The following is a 26,311-nucleotide window of genomic DNA, read 5'->3' as shown; positions in this document are numbered from 1 at the left end:
TCAAGCAGTGAATTGAGGTTTAAAATGAAACAACCTAATACTCAGTTTCCGTTAAAAACACTTACATTAGCAATTTTATCTTCTCTGCTAGTTACACCTGCCGCATTAGCGCAAGAGTCAGATGAAGAAATCATTGAAGAAGTGGTTGCAACGGGCACTCGATTAAAAGGGACTGCAACAGCAGTTCTAGAAGAGCGAAAGAATCAAGCCTTTGTTGCTGATATCTTAGGTGCCGAACAGATTTCACGAACGGGTGATGGTGATGCTGCCTCAGCATTAAGACGTGTAACAGGTCTGACACTTGTTGACGGTAAGTTCATATATGTGCGTGGTTTAGGTGAACGTTACTCAAGTACGCTATTAAATGGCGCTAACGTACCTTCGCCCGATCCAACGCGTAATGTTATTCCATTGGATTTATTTCCATCAGATATCATTGAAAGTTTATCAGTACAAAAATCATATTCTCCGTCTATGCCTGCCTCTTTTGGTGGTGGTAACGTTGATATTCGATTAAAGTCCATCCCTTCTGATTTCATCTTTAATGTTTCAGGTAGTATTGGCACAAATACAGAAAATTCTGGTGATGCGCTTGACTATGGTCGTGACGATAATTTCTTAGGTCAAGACGATGGTAACCTTGCTGCACCTTCAACCTTAGTAAATAGTTGGGCGACTAAGGATTTCTTGGGTAACAACCCATTAATTCCTAGACAAGCTGACAATGCATTTACACAAGATGAAGCCGTCCAAGTCCTGAAAAGCATGAAGCGTGATTATGATCCGGTTGATGCATCAGTGGACCCGAATTATGGTTTTAATGTCTCTGTTGGTAACAACTTTGATTTGTCGGATGATATTCGTACCGGTTACTTGTTAGCTTCTGGCTACAGCCGTGGTGTGAATGTTTCTGAAGAGTATGAACTTGAGCAAGCAAACCGCGTCGGTGACACCATTGAAATCGTACGTTTCTTCGATGATGTGCTTGTAACCGAATACACGACAAAATGGTCGACCCTGTTAAACATGGGGATTGATTATCAACGCAATCACCGCATCGATTATTCATTAATTGCTTTAAGTGATACGTCTGATGAAGTCAAAGAAAAGTTCGGGAATACGGAAAACTTGAACCAGAACGATGGTCTTCGTGTGCGCGATATCAGTATCGATTATGAAGAGCGTAAAATGTATACCAACCAAATCAAAGGTATGCATACATTTCCTGAGTTGAATTTTGCTGGTTTTGATTGGAAATATTCTTTGGGTCGTTCAGTACGAAATGCGCCTGGTAGTTTCGGTGCTCGTTTTATTCTTTCCGATGTGAATGAAGATGGTGTTTTCGATGTGGTTAATGAAAGTACGCTTTCAAACTCAACGGGTGCTGCGCAGTACGACTTCCAAACATTACATGACCGTGTTGAAAATTATGGGTGGAATACTACTATCCCATTTACTACTCAAGATTGGGAAATGGAATTTAAATTTGGTGGTGATTTCTTAACAAAAGCGCGTGTTGCAGAAAACCGTCGAATAGCCATTAATACCCGTGCTTTTGCTGACGGTAATACGTTATCAGGTAATTCGTTTGCTGCTATTTTAAGTGATAGCGCTTTGGATAACGCGATGTATTCTGCTAGTCAATTCTTAGTACGTGATACTACCATCGCGGGTGATGATTACTCTGCAGCACAAAAAGTGGATGCGTTTTATCTAGAAGCGGATTTGTTCTATCAAGGTCAATGGCGTTTCAGTGGTGGTGCTCGTTTCGAAGATTTCCGACAAGCCGTTGTGCCAATGGATCCGCGTACTAACCAAATTGATTTATCAGATGAAGATGATCGTGCACAGCTTGCGTTCCAAGAGGATGATTTTTATCCTGCACTTGCTGTGACATACATCAAAGATGATTCAATGCAATTCCGTGCTAGTGTTGGTGAAACCGTCGTTCGTCCTGATTTGCGTGAAGTCTCTTCTGCGACATATATTGATCCATTAACTGAATTTCCAGTGGCTGGAACGCCTGGCCTACTCACCACCTCTATCATTAATTATGATTTACGTTGGGAATGGTATCGAGAAGCAGGTAATAACCTATCAATTGGTGTGTTCTATAAGGATATGACGAATCCAATTGAATCGGTGCAATCACCTGCTCAGGATGGTCCTCCATTAATTCGCATTGCAAATGCTGAAACTGGCTCACTTACTGGTGTTGAGATCGAGTTTTTACAAGGTCTTGAAGTCATCGGTGACGGTGTATGGGATAACATGTTTTTGTCTGGTAACGTGACGCTTTCTGATTCAGAAATCGAACTTGACCGTCAAAACATTGTTGACCAAACTGGTGTTTCTGCTGCGATTACTAATACGACACGTCGTTTGACAGGTCATTCTGAGTATGTTGTTAACTTACAGCTTGGTTTTGACTCTGATAATGGAGAGCACAGTGCATCATTGGTATATAACGTCTTTGGCGAACGTATTTTAATCCCGGGTATTGATGGATTTGATGACAATATGGAACTACCCTTCCATTCTTTGGATGCGGTGTATAAGTATTACCCAGATTTTAATACGACCATTACATTTAAGCTCAAAAACATGTTCGACGAACAAAAAGAGCTAGAGTTTGAAAACGTGTTACTGCGTTCAGAAACTAAAGGGCGTGGTGTGAGTGTGTCTTTTAAATACGACTTTTAATAACGTCATATCACTGTCATAAAAAGGAAGCCATGTGCTTCCTTTTTTATTATCTAGTGTTTTAGGCCTTATAACAGCAAATCACTGTCGAATATGACACTTTTATGAAGATGTAATCTAGTGCTAGTTTTGTAATAAAAGTGTCACTTAGATTATTTATCCTTAGCGCTGTTTTAAAGTTGCCATTTCATAGCAACCACCATCAAAATAGGTCTTCATATATGGAACGCGTAAGCTCTCTTGCACTCGTCTTATTGAGCACATTAATGGTAAGCACTAGCTTATTTGCTCAAGAAGATAGCACGGTTAAAAAAGTCATTGATAACTCGGCCATGATTAACCAATCAGCGGCAGCTTCTCAAGCTAAGATTGATAATATTGCCGATCAAATTGATAGCAAACTACAACAATTTAAAGCGCTGAACAAAGAGATTGCAGGCTTAAATGTCTACAACAGTCAGTTACAAAATCAAGTTAACAATCAGAACCAAGAAATGGCTGATCTTAATGCCGCGATTGATGAAGTGAGTGTGATTGAACGTCAGATTACCCCTTTAATGATGAATATGATTGATGGTCTAGCTCAGTTTGTTGCGCTCGATGTACCGTTTTTGCCTGAGGAGCGTGCTCAACGTGTCACTGGACTGCGTGCCATGATGGATCGTGCTGATGTGGCACCCTCAGAGAAATTTCGTCGTGTGATGGAGGCATTCCAAGTAGAAATGGATTACGGGCGTACTTTAGAAGCATATCAAGGATTACATATTATCGATGGTCAAGAGCGCGATGTAGAATTTCTACGTCTCGGGCGTACTGCACTTATTTATCAAACACGTGATGCATCAAGTCAAGGCGTATGGAATAAACAAACGCGCCAGTGGGAAGCATTAGATTCTAGCTATCGTACCCAGATCACTAAAGGGTTACGTATGGCCAAGAAACAATTAGCCCCTGATTTATTAATGCTTCCTGTAGCAATCACAGACTAAGGTAATGACAATGAAACGATTACTTACTCCCATCATTGCCATCGTATGTGCCTCATTATTTAGTGTAGGTGCGGTGGCAGAAAATAAACAAGCATTAGATTTAGATGCATTATTACAACAGCTTGAGCAAGGACAGTTTGCGCAAAAAGCGCAAAACACAGAACGTGAGCAAGCCTTTATTCAAAAACGTGCCGAGCAAGACCAAATTCTTCGCGATACTGTGCAAGTAAGAAATCAAGCATTGGCAACTTCGGAGCGTTTAGAAACACAATTCGAAGAAAATGAATTTAAATTGGCTGATTTAAATGATGCATTAAATACGCGCCTAGGTTCATTAAAAGAGCTTTTTGGTGTCTTGCAGCAAGTGTCTGGTGATACTAAAAATAAATTTTACAACTCTGTTATATCAGCACAAATCCCAGGCAGGTCTGAGTTTTTAGATGAAATGGCGCAAACGATGGGTAAATCATCTAAATTAGCATCTATCGATGAAATTGAGAGGGTTTGGTTTGAAATTCAACGTGAAATGACTGAAGCCGGAAAAGTGACTCGTTTCACCACTTCTGTTGTGGAAGCAGACGGGAATAAAGTCAATAAAGAAGTAGTACGTGTTGGGCCTTTTGCATTAGTTGCAGATGGCAAATACCTTGAATACAACGGGGTAACAGGGACTGTGTCAGAATTGATTCGCCAACCGGCTGACCGTTTTGGGGCATCAGTAGCGACGCTTGAAGCATCTAATGGTGAAACAGTGCAATTTGGCATTGATCCAACGGGTGGATCGATTTTAGGCCTGCTAGTTCAAGCACCAAATTTACAAGAGCGCGTGGAACAGGGTGGCCTTGTCGGTTACATCATCTTAATTGTTGGTGCGATTGGTTTGCTACTTGCTTTAGAGCGCTTAGTATCTTTGACCATTATCAAAGCTAAAGTGAATAAACAGCTTAAATCAGAAACGTTTAGCAGTAACAATCCTTTAGGACGTGTCATGAAAGTGAAAGATGATTATCCCAGTGCAGATAGTGAGTCTCTAGAGTTACATTTAACTGAAGCGATTTTAGGTGAAGTACCCAAGCTTGGGCGTAACTTAACCATCATTAAAATTATCTCGGTAGTAGCGCCATTAATGGGCCTACTGGGTACAGTTACCGGAATGATTAACACCTTTCAGGCGATTACATTATTTGGTACTGGTGATCCGAAATTGATGGCGGGTGGTATTTCGACCGCGCTTGTTACCACAGTCTTAGGGTTAGTGGTCGCCATTCCCATGACGTTATTGTATGCGATGCTCAATACACGTAGTAAGAACATTGTTTATATTCTGCAAGAACAAGCTGCAGGTGTCATTGCAGAGCGTTCAGAACGAGGCTAAATGATGACCGAGTTTTTTGAAGCCATTCGCGATTTTACAGAAACAGGTGGCCAAGTACTCTTGGTCATCGGGTTACTTATTTTTGTGATGTGGATGCTCATTTTAGAACGTGTGTTGTATGTGTTTATATGGCACAAAGCAAAAAAACGTAGTGCTATGCAAGAGTGGCTAGCAAGATCAGATAAGTCGTCCTGGAACGCAGAACAAGTTCGCCAAAAAATCATATCGCGTTTAATCATGAATCTGAATGGCAGCACTCCTATTATTCAGGCGCTAGTTGCGCTGTGTCCACTGCTAGGTTTGATGGGTACAGTGACAGGTATGATAGAAGTATTTGATGTCATGGCTATATCCGGTTCAGGCAGTGCTCGTTCAATGGCATCGGGTGTTTCTAAAGCCACTATTCCTACAATGGCCGGTATGGTGGGTGCGTTATCAGGCGTATTCGCCTCAACATGGTTAACTCGTAAAGTCAAAACTGAACGCATGCATTTAGAAGATGCCATCGAAATTAAACGTACTACTGCATCAGCTTAATGCGATGTTATAGGCATAACAGGTAAAAGTATGAAACAACATTTTCAAAATTTGATTGATGAAGAAGAAGCTGCGATTGACATGACGCCGATGCTAGATGTCGTATTTATAATGTTGATATTTTTCATTGTGACAGCGTCTTTTGTTAAAGAAGCCGGTATTGATGTCAATCGTCCGGATGCCGCTACGGCTGTCAAAAAAGATCGTGCGAATATCTTAATTGCAATAAGTGATAAAGGTGAGATTTGGATCAACAAGCGCCGTATCGATGAACGCGCGGTCCAAGCAAATATAGAACGATTACGCGCTGAAAATCCTCAAGGCAGTGTTGTGATACAAGCAGATAAAAAAGCAACAACAGATGTGTTAATTAAAGTCATGGACGCATCACGATCTGCAGGTGTGTATGATGTGTCGATAGCTGCCCAAGAGCCATAACCTTATGATTTCACGTTTTATCATTGCAATATTTGTCTCGGCTGTAATAACCCTAGGTCTATTCTTTTTGATGCAATCTCTGATTAAAAGTGGGGGCAGTGCGCTAACCGAACCACCAAAGGGTAGCGTCATGGATTTTGTTCGAGTCAAAAAAGAAGAAGCGGTTGAAAAAAAGGATCGTAAACCGAAGAAACCGCCTCAGCCCGAGGAACCGCCTCCACAGATGGAAACACCACAAATGGATGCGCCTTCACCTGATGCTGAGGGGGCAGGTATGAACTTCGCTGCTGAGGTTGCTACAGATGTATCACTTGACGGTGGATTAGGTTTGGAGTCGGGTGATGGTGAGTATTTGCCTATAGTTAAAGTTGCACCTGTATACCCACGCCGTGCATTACAGCGTGGCATTGAGGGTTTTGTGATTGTTGAGTTTACGGTGAATACTATTGGCGCAGTCAAAGACCCCTTCGTTATAGAAGCTCAACCACAAGGTATATTTGAGCAAGCAGCAATTGATGCGGCTAAAAAATTCAAGTATAAGCCGCGTGTAGTCAATGGTGTCGCAACCGAGGTATCAGGTGTGCAAAACCGTATTACATTTAAAATCGATGGTTAAGGAGATTTTCATGACTCGTTTCTTTCATACTATAGTAATGGCATTGTGCGTCGGTACTATCATCACTTTACCTGCATTATCTTTCTCTGTTTCCGCCAACGTAAATGCGGATACGCAAAAAGCCAGTGAAAAAAAGACTCGTCGTGTACCTACACTACGTGGAAAAGTCTATGAGCAACTCGCTCGTGCTCAATCGTTTGCTGACAATGATCAGCCGCAAGAAGCATTTGCAGCATTAAAAGACATTGAAGATAAAAAAAGCTCGATGAATAGTTACGAAATAGCCATGCTATATAACTTTTATGGCTTCATTTACTATAATCTTGAGCAAGCTGATAACGCGCTAGAGTCGTTTAAAAAAGTAATAGAAGAGCCTGGTATACCTGAATCCTTTGAACAAAGTACATTATTTACGCTTGCGCAATTGTCATTGATGCAAGGTAACTATAAAGACTCTATTCACTTCTTAGAACGCTGGGAATACTTAAATGTGGGTGACGTGCCACCAAAGCATTTATTTATCAAAGCCCAAGCCTATTATCAAGATAAGCAATATGAGCAGGCTGGTAAGTTTGTCACTCAAGCTGTAAAAAATAAAGAAGCAGCAGGCATGATCCCAGACGAAGGTTGGCTGATCCTCCAACGTGCGATTTATTATGAGTTAAAACAACCTGAAAAAGTGAAAGATATCTTAGTCAAAATGGTGAAGCTTTTTGATGAACCTAAGTATTGGATTCAGCTAGCTGGGATGTATGGAGAGCTTGGAATGGAGAAGCATCAACTTGGTATTATGGAAGCTGCAAAGCAACAAGGCTATTTAGAAAAAGCGTCTGACATCTTTAATATGGCACAGCTATACTACTATCACAAAGCCCCTTACAAGTGTGCTGAGATGATGTTGCAAGCAATGAATAACGGTATTTTGGAAGAGAATTTACGTAACTTGAAATTCCTAGGACAATGTTATCAATTAGCTAAGGAAATCGATAAAGCTGTGCCGGTAATGCAAGCTGCGGCGGCGTTATCAAATGATGGCGAAATCTATGCCCAATTAAGTCAGTTGTTATTAAACATTGATGAATTTGATTTGGCGATTGAAAGTGCTGAACTTGCCATTAAAAAAGGGAGCCTGCGTAATCAAGGAACGATACATTTAGTTCTGGGTATGGCTTACTATAACAAGCGTGAGTTTGCTAAATCTTTAGATCAACTAGCTCAAGCTGAGTCATTTAAATCTAGTCAAAAGATGGCTGAACAATGGCAGAAATTTGTGAGTGGGGAACAACGCTCGTTTAAACAAAATGAGACGGTTATAGCAGCAGATTAATTATGCTCAGGTAACGCATTCAACGTCGCCATCGCACTGTCTCTGTCTTCCCATGCCACAAAGATATGGTCATGGTAGTAAGCCGCTACCACGTTGGCACTGATATCAGCTTTACCCAGTGCGGTAGCAAAGGCAGCTGTTAGCCCCACCGCTTCAAGTGATGAGTGGACGGTAAGGGTAATACACGCAAACGGTCCCATACACTCAATATTGTTATCGACTAACTGATCAATGGTGGCGATAACAGTGATACCTTCATCTTCTTGAAACATACACTTGGGCACAAAAGATAGCCCTTGAGCATCTTTTGACGGGAGAGTGGCAAAGCCATACATCATGTTATCGCATGCCGGAGACATACTGGCTAATAACTTAGTTAGATTCGTTTCGCCACTCATGTATTACACTCCCAATTGTATTTACAATGAAGTAAAGACTATTTCATTTCAGATAGAAACACGATTAGATCAACCATGTCATCGGCTGTCATATCACGGGTGAATTGTGCTTGGTATTTACCATTAACGATGAAGTTAGGCACACCACTCACAAATCGGCGATACTCACTGATGGCCTTGTTGTTCTTTTTCAACATAGAGTTCACAGCAAAACTTTTATTCATTTTATCGTACTCAGCAGGGTCAATTCCATTGACACTTAATATACTTCGTACATCATCTGAGCTAGTGATTTTGCCACGTTGACGATGAATATAGTTAAAGATGGCAGCATTGACTTGTTCAGATTTTTTCAGCGCTTGGCCAATCATCATGGCTTTGGTGACATCATCTTGTAAATCTTTGCCAGCAAAACCCATGAAGTTCACATGCACTTTTTCAAACGTTACACTCGGGTCCAGCTTCTTTTTCATTTGCACAACTAACGGTTCAAAGTTGAAACAATGCGGGCACCAAAAAGAAAAGAATTCTTTTACTTCGGGGGTTGCTGTAGCTTGGCTGCTGATCACTTTATAGTGCTCACCTTCAACAAACCGGATTTGCGCGGCAGCTTGTGAAGCTATTAATGCACTGACAATGACAAATAACATACTGGTAAACAATTTTTTCATATTGATATTCGCTTATAAAGGTGGAATTGATGCTGATAATACACAGGCTCGAAGGGGAATGAAACCAGAGATTGTGACAAAAAATGTCAGCATATACATAATTTGATACGTTAAGTATACACTGACAAGCTGAATCATGGCTTAATCTAAGAGAAAGTGCTCATTCTCGTACGATAAACGATACGTAATAACCGCTGCTAAACTATGATGCTATATTACCATTGATATTTCACCGCAAGCATGGCTTTGCGCTCAAGACCACGATAACCCACGATATCTTGATATCCATGATCAAATAGATTATCCACTTTCGCACTGACATTTAACGCGGATGAAATTTGGTATGTAAGATTCGCATTCACTAGCCAATACGCTCGCAAACCAATGATTTTCGATGGTTCAGGGTAGGTGGGAAGAATTGATCCGATTTGCTGCCGACATAACTTGCACTGACATACGTGCTCATTGTTGGGGTCACCGTGTAGGACATATTTATCGACCCATTATGACGGGCACGACGCAGTTCTACCGTTTCCTCATCACCTTGAGAAGCATCTAAATAACTGTAAGAAGCATTAATGGAGACATCGGCACTTATCCATGAAAGTTCCCATTCTATTCCGCTACGATCACTGGTACCCGCGACATTATCGGAAGTAAAGTTACCCGTTTGTGCATCATATACAAAGCCATTGATTTCGTTTTCCAACTTACCTACAAACACATTAATTTGTTGGTTAAGTTGACTGTTAGCTAGTACATACTTACTTCTAAGTCCTATTTCTATATTGCTAGACTGCTCAGGTTTTAAATTGGGGTTACCTTGGAAAGTACCAGCAAAAAAGCCAAAGCGTTCCGTAAAAGACGGGTTTTTACTGGCTCGTCCGATACTGGCAAACCACGTCAACTTATCTGAATTTTGGTAATTCGCACCAATACGATAATCAATCGCCGCATCAAATTCACTATTATCGGTGTAGCGAATAGAACTATTTGTATAAATGTTGTCAGATAAAGCGATCACGGCATCACCGAAAATACTATGACTTTCAATGCGTTGTGATTGGTTTGGATCACCAAAACCAGACGGACCACGTTGTTCAAAATCCGTTTTATCCGCACTTAACCCAATATGATACTGACGCGTCAGCCCATTATTAGAGGCGAGGCGAGCCACTGAACGAAGTGATACTGTTTTAGCATCGGTTAACCCCGATAATGCACCGCTACTAGTATTTTCTACAAAATTACGATGATATTTAGCGGATGAATCTAAAGTATAAGAATAACGATTGCTAGTGATGCCTGTCGGGGTAAACGCCCAGCGAAGCGCTGCGCTTTGTTGACGACCATCGGTGACGTTATCAGCGTCTACCGGTAAACCTGTGGTGACAAAATCTGTCGCATCAAACATCGTCAGATAGTCGATGTTATGTAGTACCGCGCTCACAGTATGCTCATGGTTAACGACATAACCAAGTTGGGCACTCATAGAGGTATTTTGATAGCCATCTTTTTCGGTATTCCCATCAACGATACTGATATTTTGGCCATCGGTCTGTTGACGACTGACAGTTAACCCGTAGTGACCATCAGTGAATTGGCCCTGTTGTTGGTAATGAAGTTGTTGGGTGTTTTTCGTTCCCAATCCCGCTTTAAGTGAATGCGTGGTTGTATCGTTATCAGCGCCGCTTTGAGTAATGATATTAAGTACGCCACCGACTGCGCCATCGCCCCATAGCGCGCTTTGTGCACCGCGATACAGTTCAATACGGGCAATGTTTTGCGTCGATAAATGGGCTAAATCAACCAATCCGCCTTGCCCCTGATCATTGATCGCAATACCATCAAGTAGGACTAAAATATGGTTAGTTTCACTGCCACGCAAACGCAGCTCAGCAAATTGACCAACACCACCGTTGGTTGAGATATCTACGCCAGCGAACTGGACTAATAGTTCAGAAACAAAAGCAGCCTGGCTGTTGGCAATCTCAGCTGCCGTCATTACTGATACATTGCCAGCAAGTTGTGCTATCGACATGGCACTATGAGAGCCTGATACAACAATGGTTTCCAGTGGTTCGTTTGTATTTTGTGCATGTGCGACAGTGGTCATCAATAAGGCACAAGAAAGAGCACCGCTGATAGCAGCACGAAGAGCGTATTTGTGAAATGTCATGGTAAGTAAATTCCAGAGCCTGTTCCCACCGAACAGGGTAAATAATCGCAACATCACAGAGTATGACGTTATCAATGCATAGGCCGGTATCCGGGCTCAATAAGTTGTGATAGTAAGCATTCACAAACCCATCATTCGCCTTCCCGTAATTAAACAGTGGCAAGAGATTGTCGCAAAGACGACACTCGATATGAATGAGGGTGACCTTATTTTACCGTTGCGGGGGCAGCAAAAGCATTTCACTTTTTTCCCGTTTAACTGGTCTCAATATGAGGTAGCACCTAAGCAAAGCGGATTATAGCCTAGAAGAAGATGTGGGGCTACAGGCAAAGCGGATGGTCAGACGACAAGTTTAGGCAAAAAACATGCGCTACTAACTATGAATTACTAACCATTATTTATAAGCGAATAGGGGCTTCTTGGAGTGCAGACATTTGTTCTTTTAACGCTAGGATCTGCCCTTCCCAATACTTATCTTCGGCAAACCAAGGGAATGCTTGGGGAAACGCCGGATCTTGCCAGCGTTCAGAGAGCCATGCCATGTAATGTACCATCCGCATGGCTCGCAGTGGCTCGATTAATTGGGTTTGTTCTGGGGCAAACGTATGAAACTCATCGTAGGCTTCAATCAAGGTATCAAGCTGGATAAATTGTTGGTGCTTATCACCTGATAGCATCATCCACAAATCTTGTACTGCGGGCCCCATGCGACAATCATCTAGATCCACAAAACTAGGGCCATCGCGCCACAGTATATTGCCTGGATGACAATCGCCATGCAGCCGGATCAGTTCATTTTTTGGTTGGTATAGTTCAGTTGTTGCTTCGATAACTGGATTGAGAATAGCGAAAAAAGCGGTTTGTAAGTGAGAAGGCACTAGCTGACTGTGTTGTAACTGAATCAACGGAGTTTGTAGATGGGTTGATGCATTTAACGGTGCGCGATAAACAAACGGTGATGATTGGGCTACACGGTGCATTCGTCCGATAAAACGTCCCATCCACTCAAGCTGATCAAGATTATCCACTTCAAATTGACGTCCGCCGACAGACGGAAATAATGCAAAACGGGTGTCTTGATAATGATGTAAGGTATTGCCATTAATGACGCAAGGTGCAACTAATGGGATCTCGTTACTTGCTAGTTCTAGCGCAAAGTCATGTTCCTCTTGAATTTGAGTATCAGTCCAGCGACCAGCACGGTAAAATTTCACCACATAACGCTGGTGGTCATCAGCAAATTGATAAACGCGATTCTCATAGCTATTCAGTGCCAGTAGACCGGTAGCGACTTGGATATCAATGCTTTCTAAGGCATCCAAAATCACATCAGGGTTGAGGTTGGCAAAACTAAAATCGACACACTCATCGGTATTAGATAAACCCGATGAGTGTGTTTGAGGAGGTAATTGATTCATTAACGGTATAAAAACTTACTGGGTTCTTCTATTTCCACTAATGTACCATCATTTTGTACCGTCGACACATAAAAGCTAATTTCGGTGACGGCCTGTTCTAAATTATAAGCATCAGTGGCGACACTGATAGGTAAACTGAAGACCTCACCCCCTGCGACAGTCACTTCTTGGTCGCCAATAAAGACCGCTTCGACTAAGCCTCGAACTTCAATCCGATAAGTCTGCTCAGTTTGAGATTTGTTAAGTACTTTAAGAGTGTAAACATTCTCAATAAGCCCTTCATTCGTTTCTCGGTAAAGTGAATTACGGTCACGAATAATATCAACTTCAAGCGGTTTACGCAGAGCGAAATCTAAGCCTAATAATCCCACCATAACACACAATACGACTGCATAGCCGATGAGTTTGGGACGGAAAATTTTTGTTGTACCGCCATTAAGTTCATGTTCAGATGTAAAACTAATTAGGCCTTTGTCATAACCCATTTTATCCATCACACCATTACAGGCATCGACGCATGCTCCGCAGTTGATACATTCATATTGTAGACCGTTTCTAATATCAATACCGGTAGGGCAGACTTGCACACATAAATTACAATCAATACAGTCGCCTAGGCCTTTTTCTTCGCGTTGTTCAGGTGTGGTTTTGCGTGATCGAGGTCCTCGGCCTTCTCCACGCCTAGCATCATAGGCAACCGTAAATGTATCTTTGTCAAACATAGCGGATTGAAAACGCGCATAAGGACACATGTGAATACACATGATTTCGCGCATCCAACCAGCATTACCATAGGTGCAAAAGGTGAAAAATAACACCCAAAAACTTATCCAAAAACTGGTTTGAAAGGTAAAAAAATCAATAAACAATTCATCAATGGGGGTAAAGTACCCGACAAACGTTAATGAGGTTAGCAGTGCGACAGCAACCCAGGCAGTATGTTTGAGAGCTTTACGAATAAATTTATCAGCATCCATCTTGCGTTGATCGAGTTTCATGCGCTTGTTTGCGCTTCCTTCAATTTTTTCCTCAATCCAAATATACATATAGGTCCATGTCGTTTGTGGACACATAAACCCACACCACACACGTCCGGCAAAGGTGGTGATGAAAAATAACGCGAACGCACCAACAATAAAAATATAGGCTAATACAGTGAGGTCTTGTGGCCACAGGGTAATCGCAAATAAGTTAAAACGCTGTTCAGGGATATCAAATAAGATAGCTTGTTGGTTATTATATTGAAGCCATGGGATCAGTGCGAATATACCTAAAAAGATAAACCCAAATAAGCGTCGAAATGTCTCTAAAGTGCCTTTGACTGCCCGCACATAAATTTGTGAGCGAGCAGGATAAATGCCTACATCAGTATCATGTGATGGTTTGATGGTGACTTTTTCTGGGATTTTTTTGCGCCCACTTGCATCGGTTGGGATGACTTTAATGGGAATTTTATCGCTCATGGGGCCATTGCCTTATATAGTGACTGCTGTTTACCAAGTAGCATAAAACAATTCATGCGGTAATTGTTTGAAGTATATCAATATTTATGACGATTTTATGATGTTTTGTCGGATTAAATTGTTATATGAAGATGTAATCTAATAACCTGTCAGCGCGATACTATTATGCAAAAGAGTGGAACTGTCTATGGCGATGCTGGTCATAATGATAATGGGTTGTTATATTGTTATAGCGAATCACCAACGTTAGTGTAAAGGGGAAAATAATGAAATTACCATTACTCGTAAAAAGTGGCATGTTATCGGGACTACTAGGTACGTTATTATTGAGTAATATAGTGATGGCTGATAGCGATAATTTACCAGCGGTACAAGTCAAGTGGGGTGATTATAAAGAATTTACGGATGTGAAGTCTGCAAATGAATCTCGAAAACGCTTTGCCCAACGTACTTTTGCTGATCTGGAAAAGTATATTGTGAAGCTGGCTAGCGATTTACCTAAAGGGCATCAACTTAATATTGAAGTGACTGATTTAGATTTGGCTGGGCGTGTGTTACCGGCGAGTTTTGCTGGATTAGGTATGCATAGTGCAGATAGTATTAGGGTGATTAAACAGATCGATATTCCGAGAATTAAGTTTACTTACATTTATGCTGACCAGGATGGGGTAGAATTAAAACGTGATGACGTGAATATAAAAGATATGAGTTTCTTGTCTCGACATAACCCCGTGTTTCGTTCCGACTCGTTAAAATACGAGAAGAATATGTTACGCAGTTGGTTTAATGAAACCTTTCTTGAGTCTTAAAACACAATAAATAGAAAAAGGGCAATGTAGGAGAGAACATTACCCTTTTTTTGAGTGTTATTTGTCTTGTTTATGCAAAAACAAAATCTGCAAGATGAGTGGCGTTGACAGTATCAGCACCCTGTTCTATGGCATGTAGGTGTTGCTGTGCTCTAGGTAGAATATAAGCAATATAAAATTGACCTGTTTTAATTTTACCTTTGGCATATGCCTGGTTTTCAGTGTCAGGTAATTTATCTAACATAGATAACCATAAGATACCAATTAAGTTATACGCACAGTAATTCAAATAATCGCATGCGATCGCGGCACAATATTCAGGTGATTTGTCTAATAATGATTCTGAGACGGTATGCCATTGGGTGAGTAACCCTAATGCATGAGCCTGATAGTCACTGTCAGCGATATCATTCACGATTTCGTTGAAGACGTTATGGGTAATGTTCATCATAGCGCCATTTGAACGGGTCAATTTACGGCCGATAAGATCGGCAGCTTGAATGCCATTAGTACCTTCGTAAAGTTGAGCAATACGGGTATCACGTACATATTGCTCCATACCCCATTCACGGATATAACCATGGCCACCGTAGATTTGAATACCGTAGTTAGACACTTCAGTCGCCATATCCGTGAAAAAAGCCTTACAAATTGGTGTGAGATAAGCAATAACGACTTCAGCATTTGTTTTTGCTTCACCCGTCGCGTATTTTTCAATATCCATGAATTTCGCATATAGCATGGATAGGGCTCGGCAACCCTCAGTTAAACTGCGCTGGGTTAATAACATGCGACGGACATCGGGTTGAAAAATGATCGGGTCTGCTTTTTTATCTGGTGCTTGGATACCTTGAGGGGCCCGAGATTGGAGTCGCTCGACCGCATATTCTAATGCACCTTGATAGGATGCTTCACCAATACCTAAACCTTGTAGGCCAACTTGGAAGCGTGCATCATTCATCATGGTAAACATGCATGCTAACCCTGAATGCTCCTCACCAATTAAGAATCCTTGAGCCTCATCATAATTCATCACACAAGTCGGTGAAGCTTTCAGCCCCATTTTCTTTTCAATACTGCCCACACTCACGGCGTTTGGAGAACCAAGAGTGCCATCGTCATTGACATTAATTTTAGGCACTAAGAATAAACTGATACCCTTCACACCTTTTGGCGCATCTGGTAATCGAGCAAGTACTAAGTGAATGATATTTTCAGACCAATCATGATCACCGGCCGTAATAAAAATTTTGTTCCCCGTAATGGCATAGGAACCATCATTTTGCGGTACCGCTTTAGTCGATAATAAACTTAAATCGGTTCCCGCATGCGGTTCAGTCAGATTCATGGTACCCGTCCATTCACCAGAAATAATCTTGGCTAAGTAACGTTGTTTCAATTCCTCTGAACCGTGTTTATTGATTGCTAATACCGCACTTTCGGTGAGCATGGTGGTTAAACGCCAACTTAAGTTAGCAGAATTAAGCATTTCATGGACGGGCACTGCCATTGAGTAAGGTAAGTCTTGTCCTTCAAAATCGGGGTTCCCGAGCATGGCGTTCCAACCATTTTCGATATAGGTTTGGTAGGCTGCTGCAAAGCCATCAGGCGTCGTCACTGCACCATTATGTAAACGGCAACCCTGTTCATCTCCAATTTGGTTTAATGGCGCAATTTCACTTTCAGCAAACTTCGCGCCTTGAGCCAACACTTCTAAAGCCAGTTCACTATCCATGCCTTCAGCGTTAATATTTTGATAATGAGCGTCAATGTTCAGCCAATCATTGAGTAAAAAAGCAAAATCGACTAATGGTGCCTTATATGTCGCCATAACTATCCTTTATAAGTGGTTTGACCAGTATTTAATTTCAAATACTAATGCAAATAAAGGTAAATTTAAAGCGAATGTAAATAAATAGTTAACGAGGCTGTAAGGGAGATGAGACTGGTGTTAGCACATAGCCATCTCGTAATCGGATGAGGTCATCTGCAAAGCGTAAATGGTTATCATCTAATTCATATAAATTATATAAGTCTAGGGTGGTCGTTTCAACGAGGGCAAAGTTGGGGACCGGACGTGGGAAATGAGTAATATTGAGCATGTTATCTGCCAAACAGCTAAAAACGAGCATCCCATTTGTGGTTTGAGCGACAGGCAGTAATACCTCTACATTCAAACCCGTTTCTTCAAACGTTTCACGATGCGCGGTACAAGCTAGAGATTCATCTGTCCTTTGCATGCCACCAGGAATATCGAGTTTTCCAGTAAGACGGTGAGTGACTAACAGGATACGTTGGTCAAAACGGATTAAACAGCCTGCATTGTTTAACTGTAGATCATGTTGATTCATCGTTGCAGTATGTTTAGTTCGACAAAATGGGGCAACAGGCGTATCGGCATTGCATCCAGACAGGAGCATCACGATAAATAACAACAAATAAACTAATCTAAACATGACATAAATCAGTACAAACGCTAATAATGCGCTTATAATACGCTGATTAGCGTTAATAATGCACAATAAACCGCTCATCAATAATTACACATAGCGATATCGCTATTAATTTTAAAGGAATATCATGTCACAGCGTTTTGGTTTTTCCCCTTTATGGCTAGGCGTTATTGCACTAGCGGCCTTACTTATTTACATTAATGTACCGGTGACTGAACAAACTTCTCAGCGAGGTGCTCGTTCGACACCTGTTATCACTGAAATTGTACAAATCACTGATTTTCCCATCACTCTAAAAGCCCTAGGTACTGCTAAAGCCAATGAGTCAGTGAATATTACTCCGCAACAATCGGATGTGATTACTGTCTTGAACTTTACAGATGGTCAACGTGTGGAAGCCGGTACTTTGCTGGCACAATTAAATAGTAATGAACAAAAAGCCCGCTTAAATGAAATCAACATTAATCTTGCAGAAGCAGAGCGCCAATTAGCTCGTATCAAAAACTTAGCATTATCCAATTCAACTTCTGCACAGTTATTAGATGAGCAAGAGGCACGTGTAAAAGCATTGACTGCGCAACGTGAAGTCGCCCAAGAAAATTTAGATAAACGTCAAATTTTAGCGCCATTCTCTGGGAAACTCGGCTTACGTCAATTTTCTCTTGGAGCCTATGTAAAACCCGGTGATGTACTCACCACACTAGATGATTTAGATACTATCAAGGTCGATTTTTCTATTTCAGAGCGTCATCTTCCTAGCGTTCAAGAGGGACAAACGGTCTTTGCTGAATCGGTTGCTTATCCTGGGGTGCAATTTACGGGCATGATTACGAATGTAGATTCTCGTATTGACCCATCGACACGTTCATTCAATATTCGTACAGAGATTGATAATACACACCAACAATTACGTCCAGGCATGTTATTGACAGTGACGTTACAAAAACGCGTGTTAAGTACACTAACCATTGATGAAAAAGCATTGGTACCCGATCATGAAAAGCAATTTGTATTTAAAGTTATCGATGGTAAAGCAGTGAAAACGCAGGTGACTATCGGTGAGCGTCGCCCTGGCATTGTGCAAATCTTATCGGGTATCACCGAAGGCGAAGAAATTGTCGTAGAAGGTACATTACGTATCCGTGATGGTTCTGCGCTACGTATTTTAAGTACCAATAATGCTCCGGCAAACAATGACAAAAGCACGCAAACCCAACAGCCTGTAAGTGCTCACGTACAAGGATAGTTACCATGTTATTATCTGATTTATCGGTGAAACGCCCCGTTTTTGCCAGTGTCGTTAATTTATTATTGATTGTCTTTGGTGTCGTCGCAATTAGCTTATTGTCTTTGCGTGAATACCCAGACATTGATCCGCCCATAGTATCTGTCAGCACCAGCTATCCAGGTGCCTCAGCTGCGATTATAGAAACACGTATTACCCAACTACTCGAAGATCGTATTAGTGGTATTGAGGGTATTAAAAATATCAGTTCATCTTCTAGTAATGGTCGCTCTAGAATTTCAATAGAGTTTAATCTATCACGAGATATTGATGCGGCCTCTAATGATGTAAGAGAGCGAATTAGTCGTGCGTTAAATAACCTCCCAGACCAAGCATTTCCACCCGAAGTATCTAAATCCGGTTCGGATGAAGACGTTATTGTCTGGTATAACTTACGATCAACCAATCTATCTGTAATGGAACTTACCGATTACGCGGATCGTTTTATTGTTGATCAACTTTCTATTGTTGATGGTGTAGCGCGTGTCCGCTTAGGTGGCGGTCGAAGTTATGCGATGAAAGTATGGCTTGATAAAGACGCGATGGCAGCGCGTGGCGTGACGGTCGCGGATGTAGAGCGCGTGATCCGCAGTGAAAATGTCGAGTTACCCGCCGGTCGCGTAGAATCAAGTTATCGCGATTTTGAAGTAAGGGTGACCCGTTCTTTTCTTACCCCAGATGATTTTGCGCGCTTAACGGTGAAATCAAATCTTGATGGTTATCTAGTGCGTTTATCAGAAGTTGCTCGGGTTGAATTAGCCGCTGAAGATGATGAAACTGAGTTTCGCGGTGACGGTGTGAATATGATTGGACTGGGGATTGTAAAGCAATCTAAATCCAACACACTGGAAGTGGCGAAAAATGCGAAAAAAGCCATTGCACAGATTTCCCAAACACTACCAGATAATATTTTTATTGTACCTAGTTATGATTCTTCGATTTTCATTGAAGAGTCAATTAACGAAGTATATAACACCCTCGCCATTGCGATGTTTATGGTTGTGGTCGTGATCTATATTTTCTTAGGAAATGTGCGAGCGACAATTATTCCAGCAATAACAGTGCCTGTTTCCTTAGTCTCTGCGTTTATTGTCATGTATGCGTTAGGGTTTTCGATTAACTTGTTAACGCTATTAGCATTAGTGCTTGCTATTGGGTTGGTAGTAGATGACGCCATCGTTGTGTTAGAAAATATTTATCGCCGTATTGAAATGGGTGAGCCACCTTTATTAGCCTCATACCGAGGGGCGCGAGAAGTTGGCTTTGCTGTTATTGCGACGACCTTGGTACTCATATCCGTCTTTGTGCCATTAGTCTTTTTAGAAGGCAATATTGGTAGCTTATTTACAGAATTCGCTTTAGCTATTGCTGCTGCAGTCGCATTTTCGAGCTTTACCGCACTGACGCTATCGCCCATGTTAAGTTCATATTTGTTAACTAAACGCAGTCGTAGTAGCGGGTTTGGTTCTTGGGTTGAAGGTGCGTTTAAACGCGTAGAGGGTGCTTATAATGCCCGGTTACAAAAAACAATACACCAACCTTTATTAGTGTTTATTTTGATTGGAGCTAGCTTACTGCTCATGTATCAGTTAAACAATTTAATCCCTCGTGAGTTTGTTCCGAAAGAAGATCGAGGTACTTTTTTTGTTTTGATGCAAGCCCAAGAAGGCGCCAGTTTTGAATCAAATAGTGAAAATATCAAGAAAATTGAAGATCTGTTATTACCCTATTTAGAAACAGGTGAAGCAGAACGTGTTCTGGTTCGTACACCAGGTTTTGGTGGTAGTGCAGGTATTGCCATAATCGGTGCAGCAAAATGGGATAAACGTCAACGTAGTACCTTTGACTTGATGAATGAAGTGACCGGTAAACTGTCGCAAATACCAGATGTACGTGCGTTCTCTATCATGCGTTCGTCTCTTGGTGGGCGTGGTCTAGGAAGACCAGTACAGTTCGTGTTGCAAGGTAATACTTATGAAGAGCTAGTACAATGGCGCGATATTGTCTTAGAAAAAGCAGCTGAAAATCCCAAGTTACTCCGTTTGGATTCAGACTATAAAGAGACAACGCCCCAGTTATCCGTGAATATTGATCGCGAACGCGCTGCGGATCTAGGAGTCTCCATTTCTGAAGTCGGTCGCACCCTTGAAACCATGCTGGGGCAACGTCGTGTATCGCGCTATTTAGATCGCGGTCAAGAATATGAAGTCATTCTTGAAGGTGAAGAAAGTGATTTTGGTAGTCCTGACAGTATCGATAATATCTATGTTCGTTCAAGCACGACCAATGAATTGATCCCACTGGATAATCTAGTCAGTGTGGCCGAACAAGCGACAGCATCAAACTTAAATCGTTACAATCGAATGCGCGCCATTACTATTAATGCCAACTTAGCCGATGGTTACACATTAGGTGAAGCGCTGGCTTACTTAGAGAATATTGTAGCGACAGAGCTGCCAGAAGATGTCTCGATTGATTACAAAGGTGAATCGTTACTTTATCAAGAATCAGGTAATTCATTCTTATTTATCTTTGCGATGGCACTCGCCGTTACTTATCTGGTGCTAGCAGCTCAGTTTGAAAGCTGGATCCATCCATTAGTCATTATGTTCACGGTTCCGCTCGCCTTAGTCGGTGCTTTTATTGGTTTATATCTTAATGGAATGTCATTAAATATCTATTCTCAGATAGGGCTGGTGATGCTCATTGGGCTGGCAGCTAAAAACGGTATTTTGATAGTGGAATTCACCAACCAACTTCGTGATGCCGGGATGGAGTTCAAAGAAGCACTTTGTACCGCATCTACGCAGCGTTTACGTCCCATTGTGATGACCGGTTTTACTACAGTATTTAGTGCATTACCATTAGTGTTAGCCGTAGGTCCAGGTTCAGAAAGTCGGGCAGTCATTGGCATGGTGATATTTGCAGGGGTACTATTCTCAACGTTCTTAACGTTATTTGTTATTCCAACGATGTATCACGTCTTAGCGAGGAACACTTCTTCACCCGAAGCACTGAGTCAACAAGTTGATGAATTTGAAAGTCAAATTCCATATCGTAAAGGGGATGGGGTCTAAATTATATAGACCCTTCCTTATCTTTTTTTCGGTTGGTTATTTTGATTATTAAAATAGTTCCAGCAAAAATTAAGGTAATGACATCGACGTACAGAATGCTGCGGTGTAACCAAAAAATTCTATGAACATATTATTCTCGTCAAAATAAGAGTGTTAACAATAAAAAGCCCCGAGATTGCTCTCAGGGCTTAAATGTTTTGCTATAGCGCGTTAATAATAATAACACGCAACATACAAGGTTATTCGTCTAAGAAGCTTCTTAATTGCTCAGAACGGCTAGGGTGACGAAGTTTACGTAACGCTTTAGCTTCAATTTGACGTATACGTTCACGTGTTACATCAAACTGTTTACCTACCTCTTCTAGCGTGTGGTCAGTATTCATATCGATACCAAAACGCATACGTAACACTTTTGCTTCACGTTGTGTTAATCCGGCTAATACGTCTTGAGTCGCATCTTTTAATGAACCACCAGTGGCAGAATCTAACGGTTGGATAATGGTATTATCTTCAATGAAATCGCCTAAGTGTGAATCTTCATCATCACCAATTGGGGTTTCCATAGAGATTGGCTCTTTAGCGATTTTTAGCACTTTGCGAATTTTATCTTCAGGCATGATCATGCGTTCCGATAATTCTTCCGGTGTCGGTTCGCGACCCATTTCTTGCAACATTTGACGTGAAATACGATTGAGTTTATTAATCGTTTCAATCATGTGAACGGGTATACGGATCGTACGCGCTTGGTCTGCAATAGAACGGGTGATTGCTTGGCGGATCCACCAAGTAGCATAAGTTGAAAACTTATAACCACGGCGGTATTCAAATTTATCAACCGCTTTCATCAAACCAATATTACCTTCTTGGATAAGATCCAAGAATTGTAAACCACGGTTGGTATATTTTTTAGCGATGGATATCACTAGACGCAAGTTGGCTTCAACCATCTCTTTTTTGGCTCGACGTGCCTTGGCTTCACCAATTGACATGCGTCGATTAATATCTTTAATATCAGCAATACATAAACCGGTTTCAGCCTCAACAGCATTCATCTTGCTGACGCTACGTTCGATGTCTTCTTGGAAGGTCTCTAACACCAATACGTAAGGTTTAGATGTTTTCAGTATTTTATAATACCAATCTGTCGAAGTTTCGTTACCAGCGAACGCCTTAATAAAGTCTTTCTTAGGCATTTTAGCTTGTGCAACGCAGTGTTTCATAATCAAACGTTCTTGAATTCGAACGCGATCCATCATACCACGCATGTTTTTAACCATTCGGTCAAACTGCTTTGGAATTAAACGAAATTCTTTGAATACATCTGATAACTTAGCGATTTGCTTTTTAGCTGCAGCATTAGAGCGACCTTTAGCCTCAATAACATCACGTGTTTTGTTATATTGTTTACGTAAGGCATCAAATTTTTCGCGCGCTAATTCTGGATCAACACCGGTATCGACTTCTTCTTCTTCAGCATCATCATCATCTTCATCTTCAAGTTCTTCTTCAGATAATTCAGAACCAATGTGAGTAGCAGTTGGGGCAAGGTTTTCATCTTCGTTCGGATCGACAAACCCAATAATGATGTCACTTAGACGAATCTCTTCGGCTTCGTACAGGTCCCATTGGTCTAATAGATAAGTAATGGCTTCAGGATATTCCGCGACTGAGCATTGGACTTGGTTAATCCCATCTTCAATGCGCTTTGCAATTTCAATCTCACCTTCACGGGTCAATAACTCAACAGTACCCATTTCTCGCATGTACATGCGAACCGGATCGGTTGTACGACCGATTTCACTTTCTACTGTTGCAAGTGCTTGAGCAGCGGCTTCGGCAACCTCTTCATCCGTCGTGGTTTCGGCCATTAACAACTCATCTGAATCAGGAGCAGATTCAAATACTTGGATACCCATATCATTGATCATTCGAATAATATCTTCGATTTGATCTGAATCTACAATATCTTGAGGTAGGTGGTCATTGACTTCGGCGAAGGTTAAATAACCTTGTTCTTTACCTTTGGCAATCAGTAGTTTAATCTGAGACTGCTTACTTTGCATAAATATTTACACTTCTCATGCGAATCAAATCATTACTGCTTACCCTAGCGTCCAATGCTGAGGTTCATTGATTCGTTGATGTTTGGAAACGCTACTCTTCACTGAGACGTTTACGGATAGATAATTATAGCAGATATTGGATAAAAATCACTAGCTGCTAAATCGAATATAATGACTATTTGTCATAATGAATATTAAATATCGGCTTGATTGATGAAAAATTAAATCTGATATAGCAATTATTTTTTCATCAATAATTTTTTGAGTGTTGTTTTCTCTTCATCACTTAATCCAATACTTCTGGATTTAGCAATTAAAGCTTCTGTTTGGCCCACTAAAAATTGGTCGATGAGTCGCTTAAATGTACTTACATACACGGTTTGTATTTCGTCGTCTTTGACTAACCACTCTTGAGCTAATAATGTTTGCAAATGCTGAGCAAATGGGTGTTCTCGGAAATACTCAAATACTAAGGCTGTGTTAACGTTAGTTTGCTGGGAACAAAATTGATGTAGCTCAATTAAAAATGGTAGACCGGGTAAGCCGGCATCAGTAATTGCCGCTGGATTTACTTTCGGTAGTGCTTGGGCTAACGAGGGGTGCTCGATTAACAAACGAATTAACATACGTACCGGCGTTTGTGATAATTTTTGAGGAGCGCCACGTTTCGGTGGTAACATGCGATTAGGGGTCGCGTTGGCTTTAGTAATATCACGTTCAAGCTGATGGCGATCATAGTCGCCAAGTAATTTACTTAGTTCGCCTAAGAGGATCTCTTTTTGAATATTCCCACCAACAATATTAATTAAAGGTTCTGCTTCAGCTCGAAGAGATGCTTTGCCTTCAATTGACCCAACATTATGGCGTGTTAATAAATTATCAAATAAGAATTTAGATAAAGGCATAGCCTCTGAAAATAAAGTTTCAAGCGCAGTTTTACCGATTTTCCTGACCATTGTATCAGGGTCTTCACCATCAGGTAGAAACATAAACTTCATCTGTTTACCGTCTTTGAGTAACGGTAATGCATTTTCCATGGTACGCCATGCCGCAGAACGTCCCGCTTTATCCCCATCATAACAACATACAATTTCATCGGTATTGCGTAACATCAACTGCACATGTTCTGGAGTGGTGGACGTGCCGAGTGATGCAACGGCATAATTAATTTCAAATTGGCTCAACGCAACCACATCCATATAGCCTTCGACCACCACAATGCGGTCAATATGGCGCTGCATATTTCGTGCACGATGAAGCCCATATAGTTCCGAACCTTTAAAAAAGATGCGAGTTTCGGGAGAGTTTAAATATTTCGGTCCTTGCTCAGCATCCAAAACGCGCCCCCCAAAACCAATGACACGTCCACGTTTATCACGGATGGGAAACATTAATCGATCACGGAAAAAATCATAACGTTTGCCATTATCATTTTGGGTCATGATTTTTAAATCGACACACTGTTGGGCTTTTTCGGGTGTGGCTCCCAGTGTATCCGCTAATGCTTGCCACTCTGGTGGCGCATAACCGATTTCCCACGATTTGACAATTTCGCCGCTAAGTCCACGATCTTTTAAATAATCAATGACTTTGCTTGAGTTGGCGTGATGTTTGAGCTGATGCTGAAAAAATTTGGCTGCTTTTTCCATTAACTCATAATCATTTTCACGTTGTTGTTTTTTTTCTTGTGAAGCTTGTGGATTAAAGGGAGTATTGGTTTGTTCACGAGGCACATCAAGAGAGTGATGGGCGGCAAGTTCTTCAATCGCTTCGACAAACTCCAACCGATCAAACTCCATAATAAAAGACAATGCATTGCCGTGTTCACCACAACCAAAACAGTGATAAAACTGTTTTTCAGCAGATACGGTGAAAGATGGGGATTTTTCATTATGAAAAGGGCAGCAGGCTTGATAATTCTTACCTGCTTTTTTTAGTTTGACTCGGCTATCAACGATATCCACGATATCGGTACGTGCGATTAAATCGTCAATGAAATCTCGAGGGATCCTGCCTGCCATGATATCTTGGTTAGCCTAATTTTGCTTTAATCAATCCGCTGACTTTACCCATATCTGCACGTCCTTGCAGTTGTGGTTTTAATAATCCCATTACCTTACCCATATCTTGCATGCCAGCTGCACCTGTGTCGCTAATCGCGGTAGCAATTAGTGTGTCAATTTCTTCTGGCGTTAGTGGTTGAGGTAAAAAACTTTCTAAGATGACGATTTCTTCTAATTCTTTATCTGCTAAATCAAGACGGTCAGCATCAGCAAATTGTTGGGCCGCATCCTTACGCTGTTTGACCATTTTGGTCACAATCGCTAATACATCACCTTCAGTTAATTCAATACGCTCATCTATTTCACGTTGTTTAACTGCAGCTAAAGTCATGCGGATGGTTCCAAGACGTAATTTGTCTTTGGCGCGCATCGCATCTTTTTGTGCTTCTTTGAGCGTTTCTAGTAAAGTCATGATTTATCCTTATAAAAAACACTGATAGCGTTGAT

21 protein-coding genes and 1 riboswitch are annotated in these 26,311 nt (G+C 41.3%); of the genes, 10 read left to right on the top strand and 11 right to left on the bottom strand.

Annotation, left to right across the window (positions count from 1 at the left end; translation table 11 throughout):
* Positions 1 to 24 precede the first annotated feature (24 nt).
* From G2999_RS09370 to G2999_RS09340, 7 genes are all read left to right on the top strand, one after another.
* Positions 25 to 2,703: a TonB-dependent receptor domain-containing protein gene (locus G2999_RS09370; RefSeq protein WP_010180957.1), complete on the top strand. Its 2,679-nt coding sequence runs from the start codon at positions 25 to 27 to the stop codon at positions 2,701 to 2,703.
* Between the two features lie 221 nt (positions 2,704 to 2,924).
* On the top strand, positions 2,925 to 3,692 hold the full coding sequence (locus tag G2999_RS09365; RefSeq protein ID WP_010180960.1) for a DUF3450 domain-containing protein: 768 nt from the start codon (positions 2,925 to 2,927) through the stop codon (positions 3,690 to 3,692).
* A 10-nt stretch (positions 3,693 to 3,702) separates the two neighbouring features.
* Positions 3,703 to 5,067, top strand: a complete 1,365-nt coding sequence (locus G2999_RS09360; protein WP_010180961.1) for a MotA/TolQ/ExbB proton channel family protein — start codon at positions 3,703 to 3,705, stop codon at positions 5,065 to 5,067.
* Positions 5,068 to 5,070: 3 nt separating this feature from the next.
* Positions 5,071 to 5,604, top strand: a complete 534-nt coding sequence (locus G2999_RS09355; protein WP_029257494.1) for a MotA/TolQ/ExbB proton channel family protein — start codon at positions 5,071 to 5,073, stop codon at positions 5,602 to 5,604.
* Between the two features lie 30 nt (positions 5,605 to 5,634).
* The gene (locus tag G2999_RS09350; protein ID WP_010180965.1) at positions 5,635 to 6,042 is read left to right on the top strand and encodes a biopolymer transporter ExbD; all 408 of its coding nucleotides are present in this window, start codon (positions 5,635 to 5,637) and stop codon (positions 6,040 to 6,042) included.
* Between the two features lie 4 nt (positions 6,043 to 6,046).
* Positions 6,047 to 6,658, top strand: a complete 612-nt coding sequence (locus tag G2999_RS09345) for a TonB family protein (RefSeq protein WP_010180967.1) — start codon at positions 6,047 to 6,049, stop codon at positions 6,656 to 6,658.
* 10 nt (positions 6,659 to 6,668) lie between these two features.
* A complete protein-coding gene (locus tag G2999_RS09340) occupies positions 6,669 to 7,985 on the top strand; it encodes a lipopolysaccharide assembly protein LapB (protein WP_010180968.1) in 1,317 nt (438 codons plus the stop codon).
* Here the strand turns inward: G2999_RS09340 and G2999_RS09335 are convergent.
* The 6 genes from G2999_RS09335 to ccoG all read right to left on the bottom strand — a co-directional run bounded on the left by G2999_RS09335 (position 7,982) and on the right by ccoG (position 14,114).
* Complete coding sequence (locus G2999_RS09335) at positions 7,982 to 8,383, bottom strand: ACT domain-containing protein (protein ID WP_010180969.1); 402 nt, start codon at positions 8,381 to 8,383, stop codon at positions 7,982 to 7,984. The genes G2999_RS09340 and G2999_RS09335 overlap by 4 nt on opposite strands.
* A 38-nt stretch (positions 8,384 to 8,421) precedes the next feature.
* Positions 8,422 to 9,054 (bottom strand): thiol:disulfide interchange protein DsbA/DsbL, encoded by a 633-nt coding sequence (locus G2999_RS09330; RefSeq protein WP_010180971.1) that lies wholly within the window; start codon positions 9,052 to 9,054, stop codon positions 8,422 to 8,424.
* Between the two features lie 215 nt (positions 9,055 to 9,269).
* Positions 9,270 to 9,416 carry a TonB-dependent receptor gene (locus tag G2999_RS13780; RefSeq protein WP_010180973.1) on the bottom strand — a complete coding sequence of 49 codons (147 nt, stop codon included), beginning with the start codon at positions 9,414 to 9,416 and terminating at the stop codon, positions 9,270 to 9,272.
* Positions 9,416 to 11,233 (bottom strand): TonB-dependent siderophore receptor, encoded by a 1,818-nt coding sequence (locus G2999_RS12300; protein ID WP_010180975.1) that lies wholly within the window; start codon positions 11,231 to 11,233, stop codon positions 9,416 to 9,418. Before G2999_RS12300 ends, G2999_RS13780 begins: the two co-directional genes overlap by 1 nt.
* 63 nt (positions 11,234 to 11,296) lie before the next feature.
* Positions 11,297 to 11,533: riboswitch (cobalamin riboswitch) on the bottom strand.
* 98 nt (positions 11,534 to 11,631) lie between these two features.
* Positions 11,632 to 12,651, bottom strand: a complete 1,020-nt coding sequence (locus G2999_RS09320) for a serine/threonine protein kinase (protein ID WP_010180977.1) — start codon at positions 12,649 to 12,651, stop codon at positions 11,632 to 11,634.
* Positions 12,651 to 14,114 (bottom strand): cytochrome c oxidase accessory protein CcoG, encoded by a 1,464-nt coding sequence (gene ccoG, locus G2999_RS09315; RefSeq protein ID WP_010180979.1) that lies wholly within the window; start codon positions 14,112 to 14,114, stop codon positions 12,651 to 12,653. Before ccoG ends, G2999_RS09320 begins: the two co-directional genes overlap by 1 nt.
* 266 nt (positions 14,115 to 14,380) lie before the next feature.
* Between ccoG and G2999_RS09310 the strand changes: the two genes are divergently transcribed.
* Positions 14,381 to 14,923, top strand: a complete 543-nt coding sequence (locus G2999_RS09310; RefSeq protein WP_010180981.1) for a DUF3016 domain-containing protein — start codon at positions 14,381 to 14,383, stop codon at positions 14,921 to 14,923.
* A gap of 70 nt (positions 14,924 to 14,993) precedes the next feature.
* Here G2999_RS09310 and G2999_RS09305 read toward each other — a convergent pair whose 3' ends face one another.
* Positions 14,994 to 16,754, bottom strand: a complete 1,761-nt coding sequence (locus G2999_RS09305; RefSeq protein WP_010180983.1) for an acyl-CoA dehydrogenase family protein — start codon at positions 16,752 to 16,754, stop codon at positions 14,994 to 14,996.
* An 88-nt stretch (positions 16,755 to 16,842) separates the two neighbouring features.
* Positions 16,843 to 17,379: an NUDIX hydrolase gene (locus G2999_RS12295; RefSeq protein WP_198006101.1), complete on the bottom strand. Its 537-nt coding sequence runs from the start codon at positions 17,377 to 17,379 to the stop codon at positions 16,843 to 16,845.
* 124 nt (positions 17,380 to 17,503) lie between these two features.
* On the opposite strand from G2999_RS12295, the gene G2999_RS09295 reads away from it, so the two are divergent.
* Both G2999_RS09295 and G2999_RS09290 read left to right on the top strand, forming a co-directional pair.
* Complete coding sequence (locus G2999_RS09295) at positions 17,504 to 18,622, top strand: efflux RND transporter periplasmic adaptor subunit (protein ID WP_010180987.1); 1,119 nt, start codon at positions 17,504 to 17,506, stop codon at positions 18,620 to 18,622.
* A gap of 5 nt (positions 18,623 to 18,627) precedes the next feature.
* Complete coding sequence (locus tag G2999_RS09290; RefSeq protein WP_010180990.1) at positions 18,628 to 21,738, top strand: efflux RND transporter permease subunit; 3,111 nt, start codon at positions 18,628 to 18,630, stop codon at positions 21,736 to 21,738.
* A gap of 239 nt (positions 21,739 to 21,977) precedes the next feature.
* On the opposite strand, the gene rpoD is transcribed toward G2999_RS09290, so the two are convergent.
* The 3 genes from rpoD to G2999_RS09275 all read right to left on the bottom strand — a co-directional run bounded on the left by rpoD (position 21,978) and on the right by G2999_RS09275 (position 26,276).
* Positions 21,978 to 23,801: an RNA polymerase sigma factor RpoD gene (gene rpoD / locus G2999_RS09285; protein ID WP_010180992.1), complete on the bottom strand. Its 1,824-nt coding sequence runs from the start codon at positions 23,799 to 23,801 to the stop codon at positions 21,978 to 21,980.
* Positions 23,802 to 24,040: 239 nt separating this feature from the next.
* Positions 24,041 to 25,822: a DNA primase gene (dnaG, locus tag G2999_RS09280; protein ID WP_010180994.1), complete on the bottom strand. Its 1,782-nt coding sequence runs from the start codon at positions 25,820 to 25,822 to the stop codon at positions 24,041 to 24,043.
* Positions 25,823 to 25,832: 10 nt separating this feature from the next.
* Complete coding sequence (locus G2999_RS09275; protein WP_010180996.1) at positions 25,833 to 26,276, bottom strand: GatB/YqeY domain-containing protein; 444 nt, start codon at positions 26,274 to 26,276, stop codon at positions 25,833 to 25,835.
* Positions 26,277 to 26,311: the final 35 nt, after the last annotated feature.

It is taken from the genome of Glaciecola sp. HTCC2999 (genome assembly GCF_000155775.1).
Taxonomy (GTDB): Bacteria; Pseudomonadota; Gammaproteobacteria; order Enterobacterales; family Alteromonadaceae; genus Opacimonas.
The sequence above is the reverse complement of the archived record's forward strand: the minus strand, read 5'-3'. Positions and strand labels throughout refer to the sequence as shown.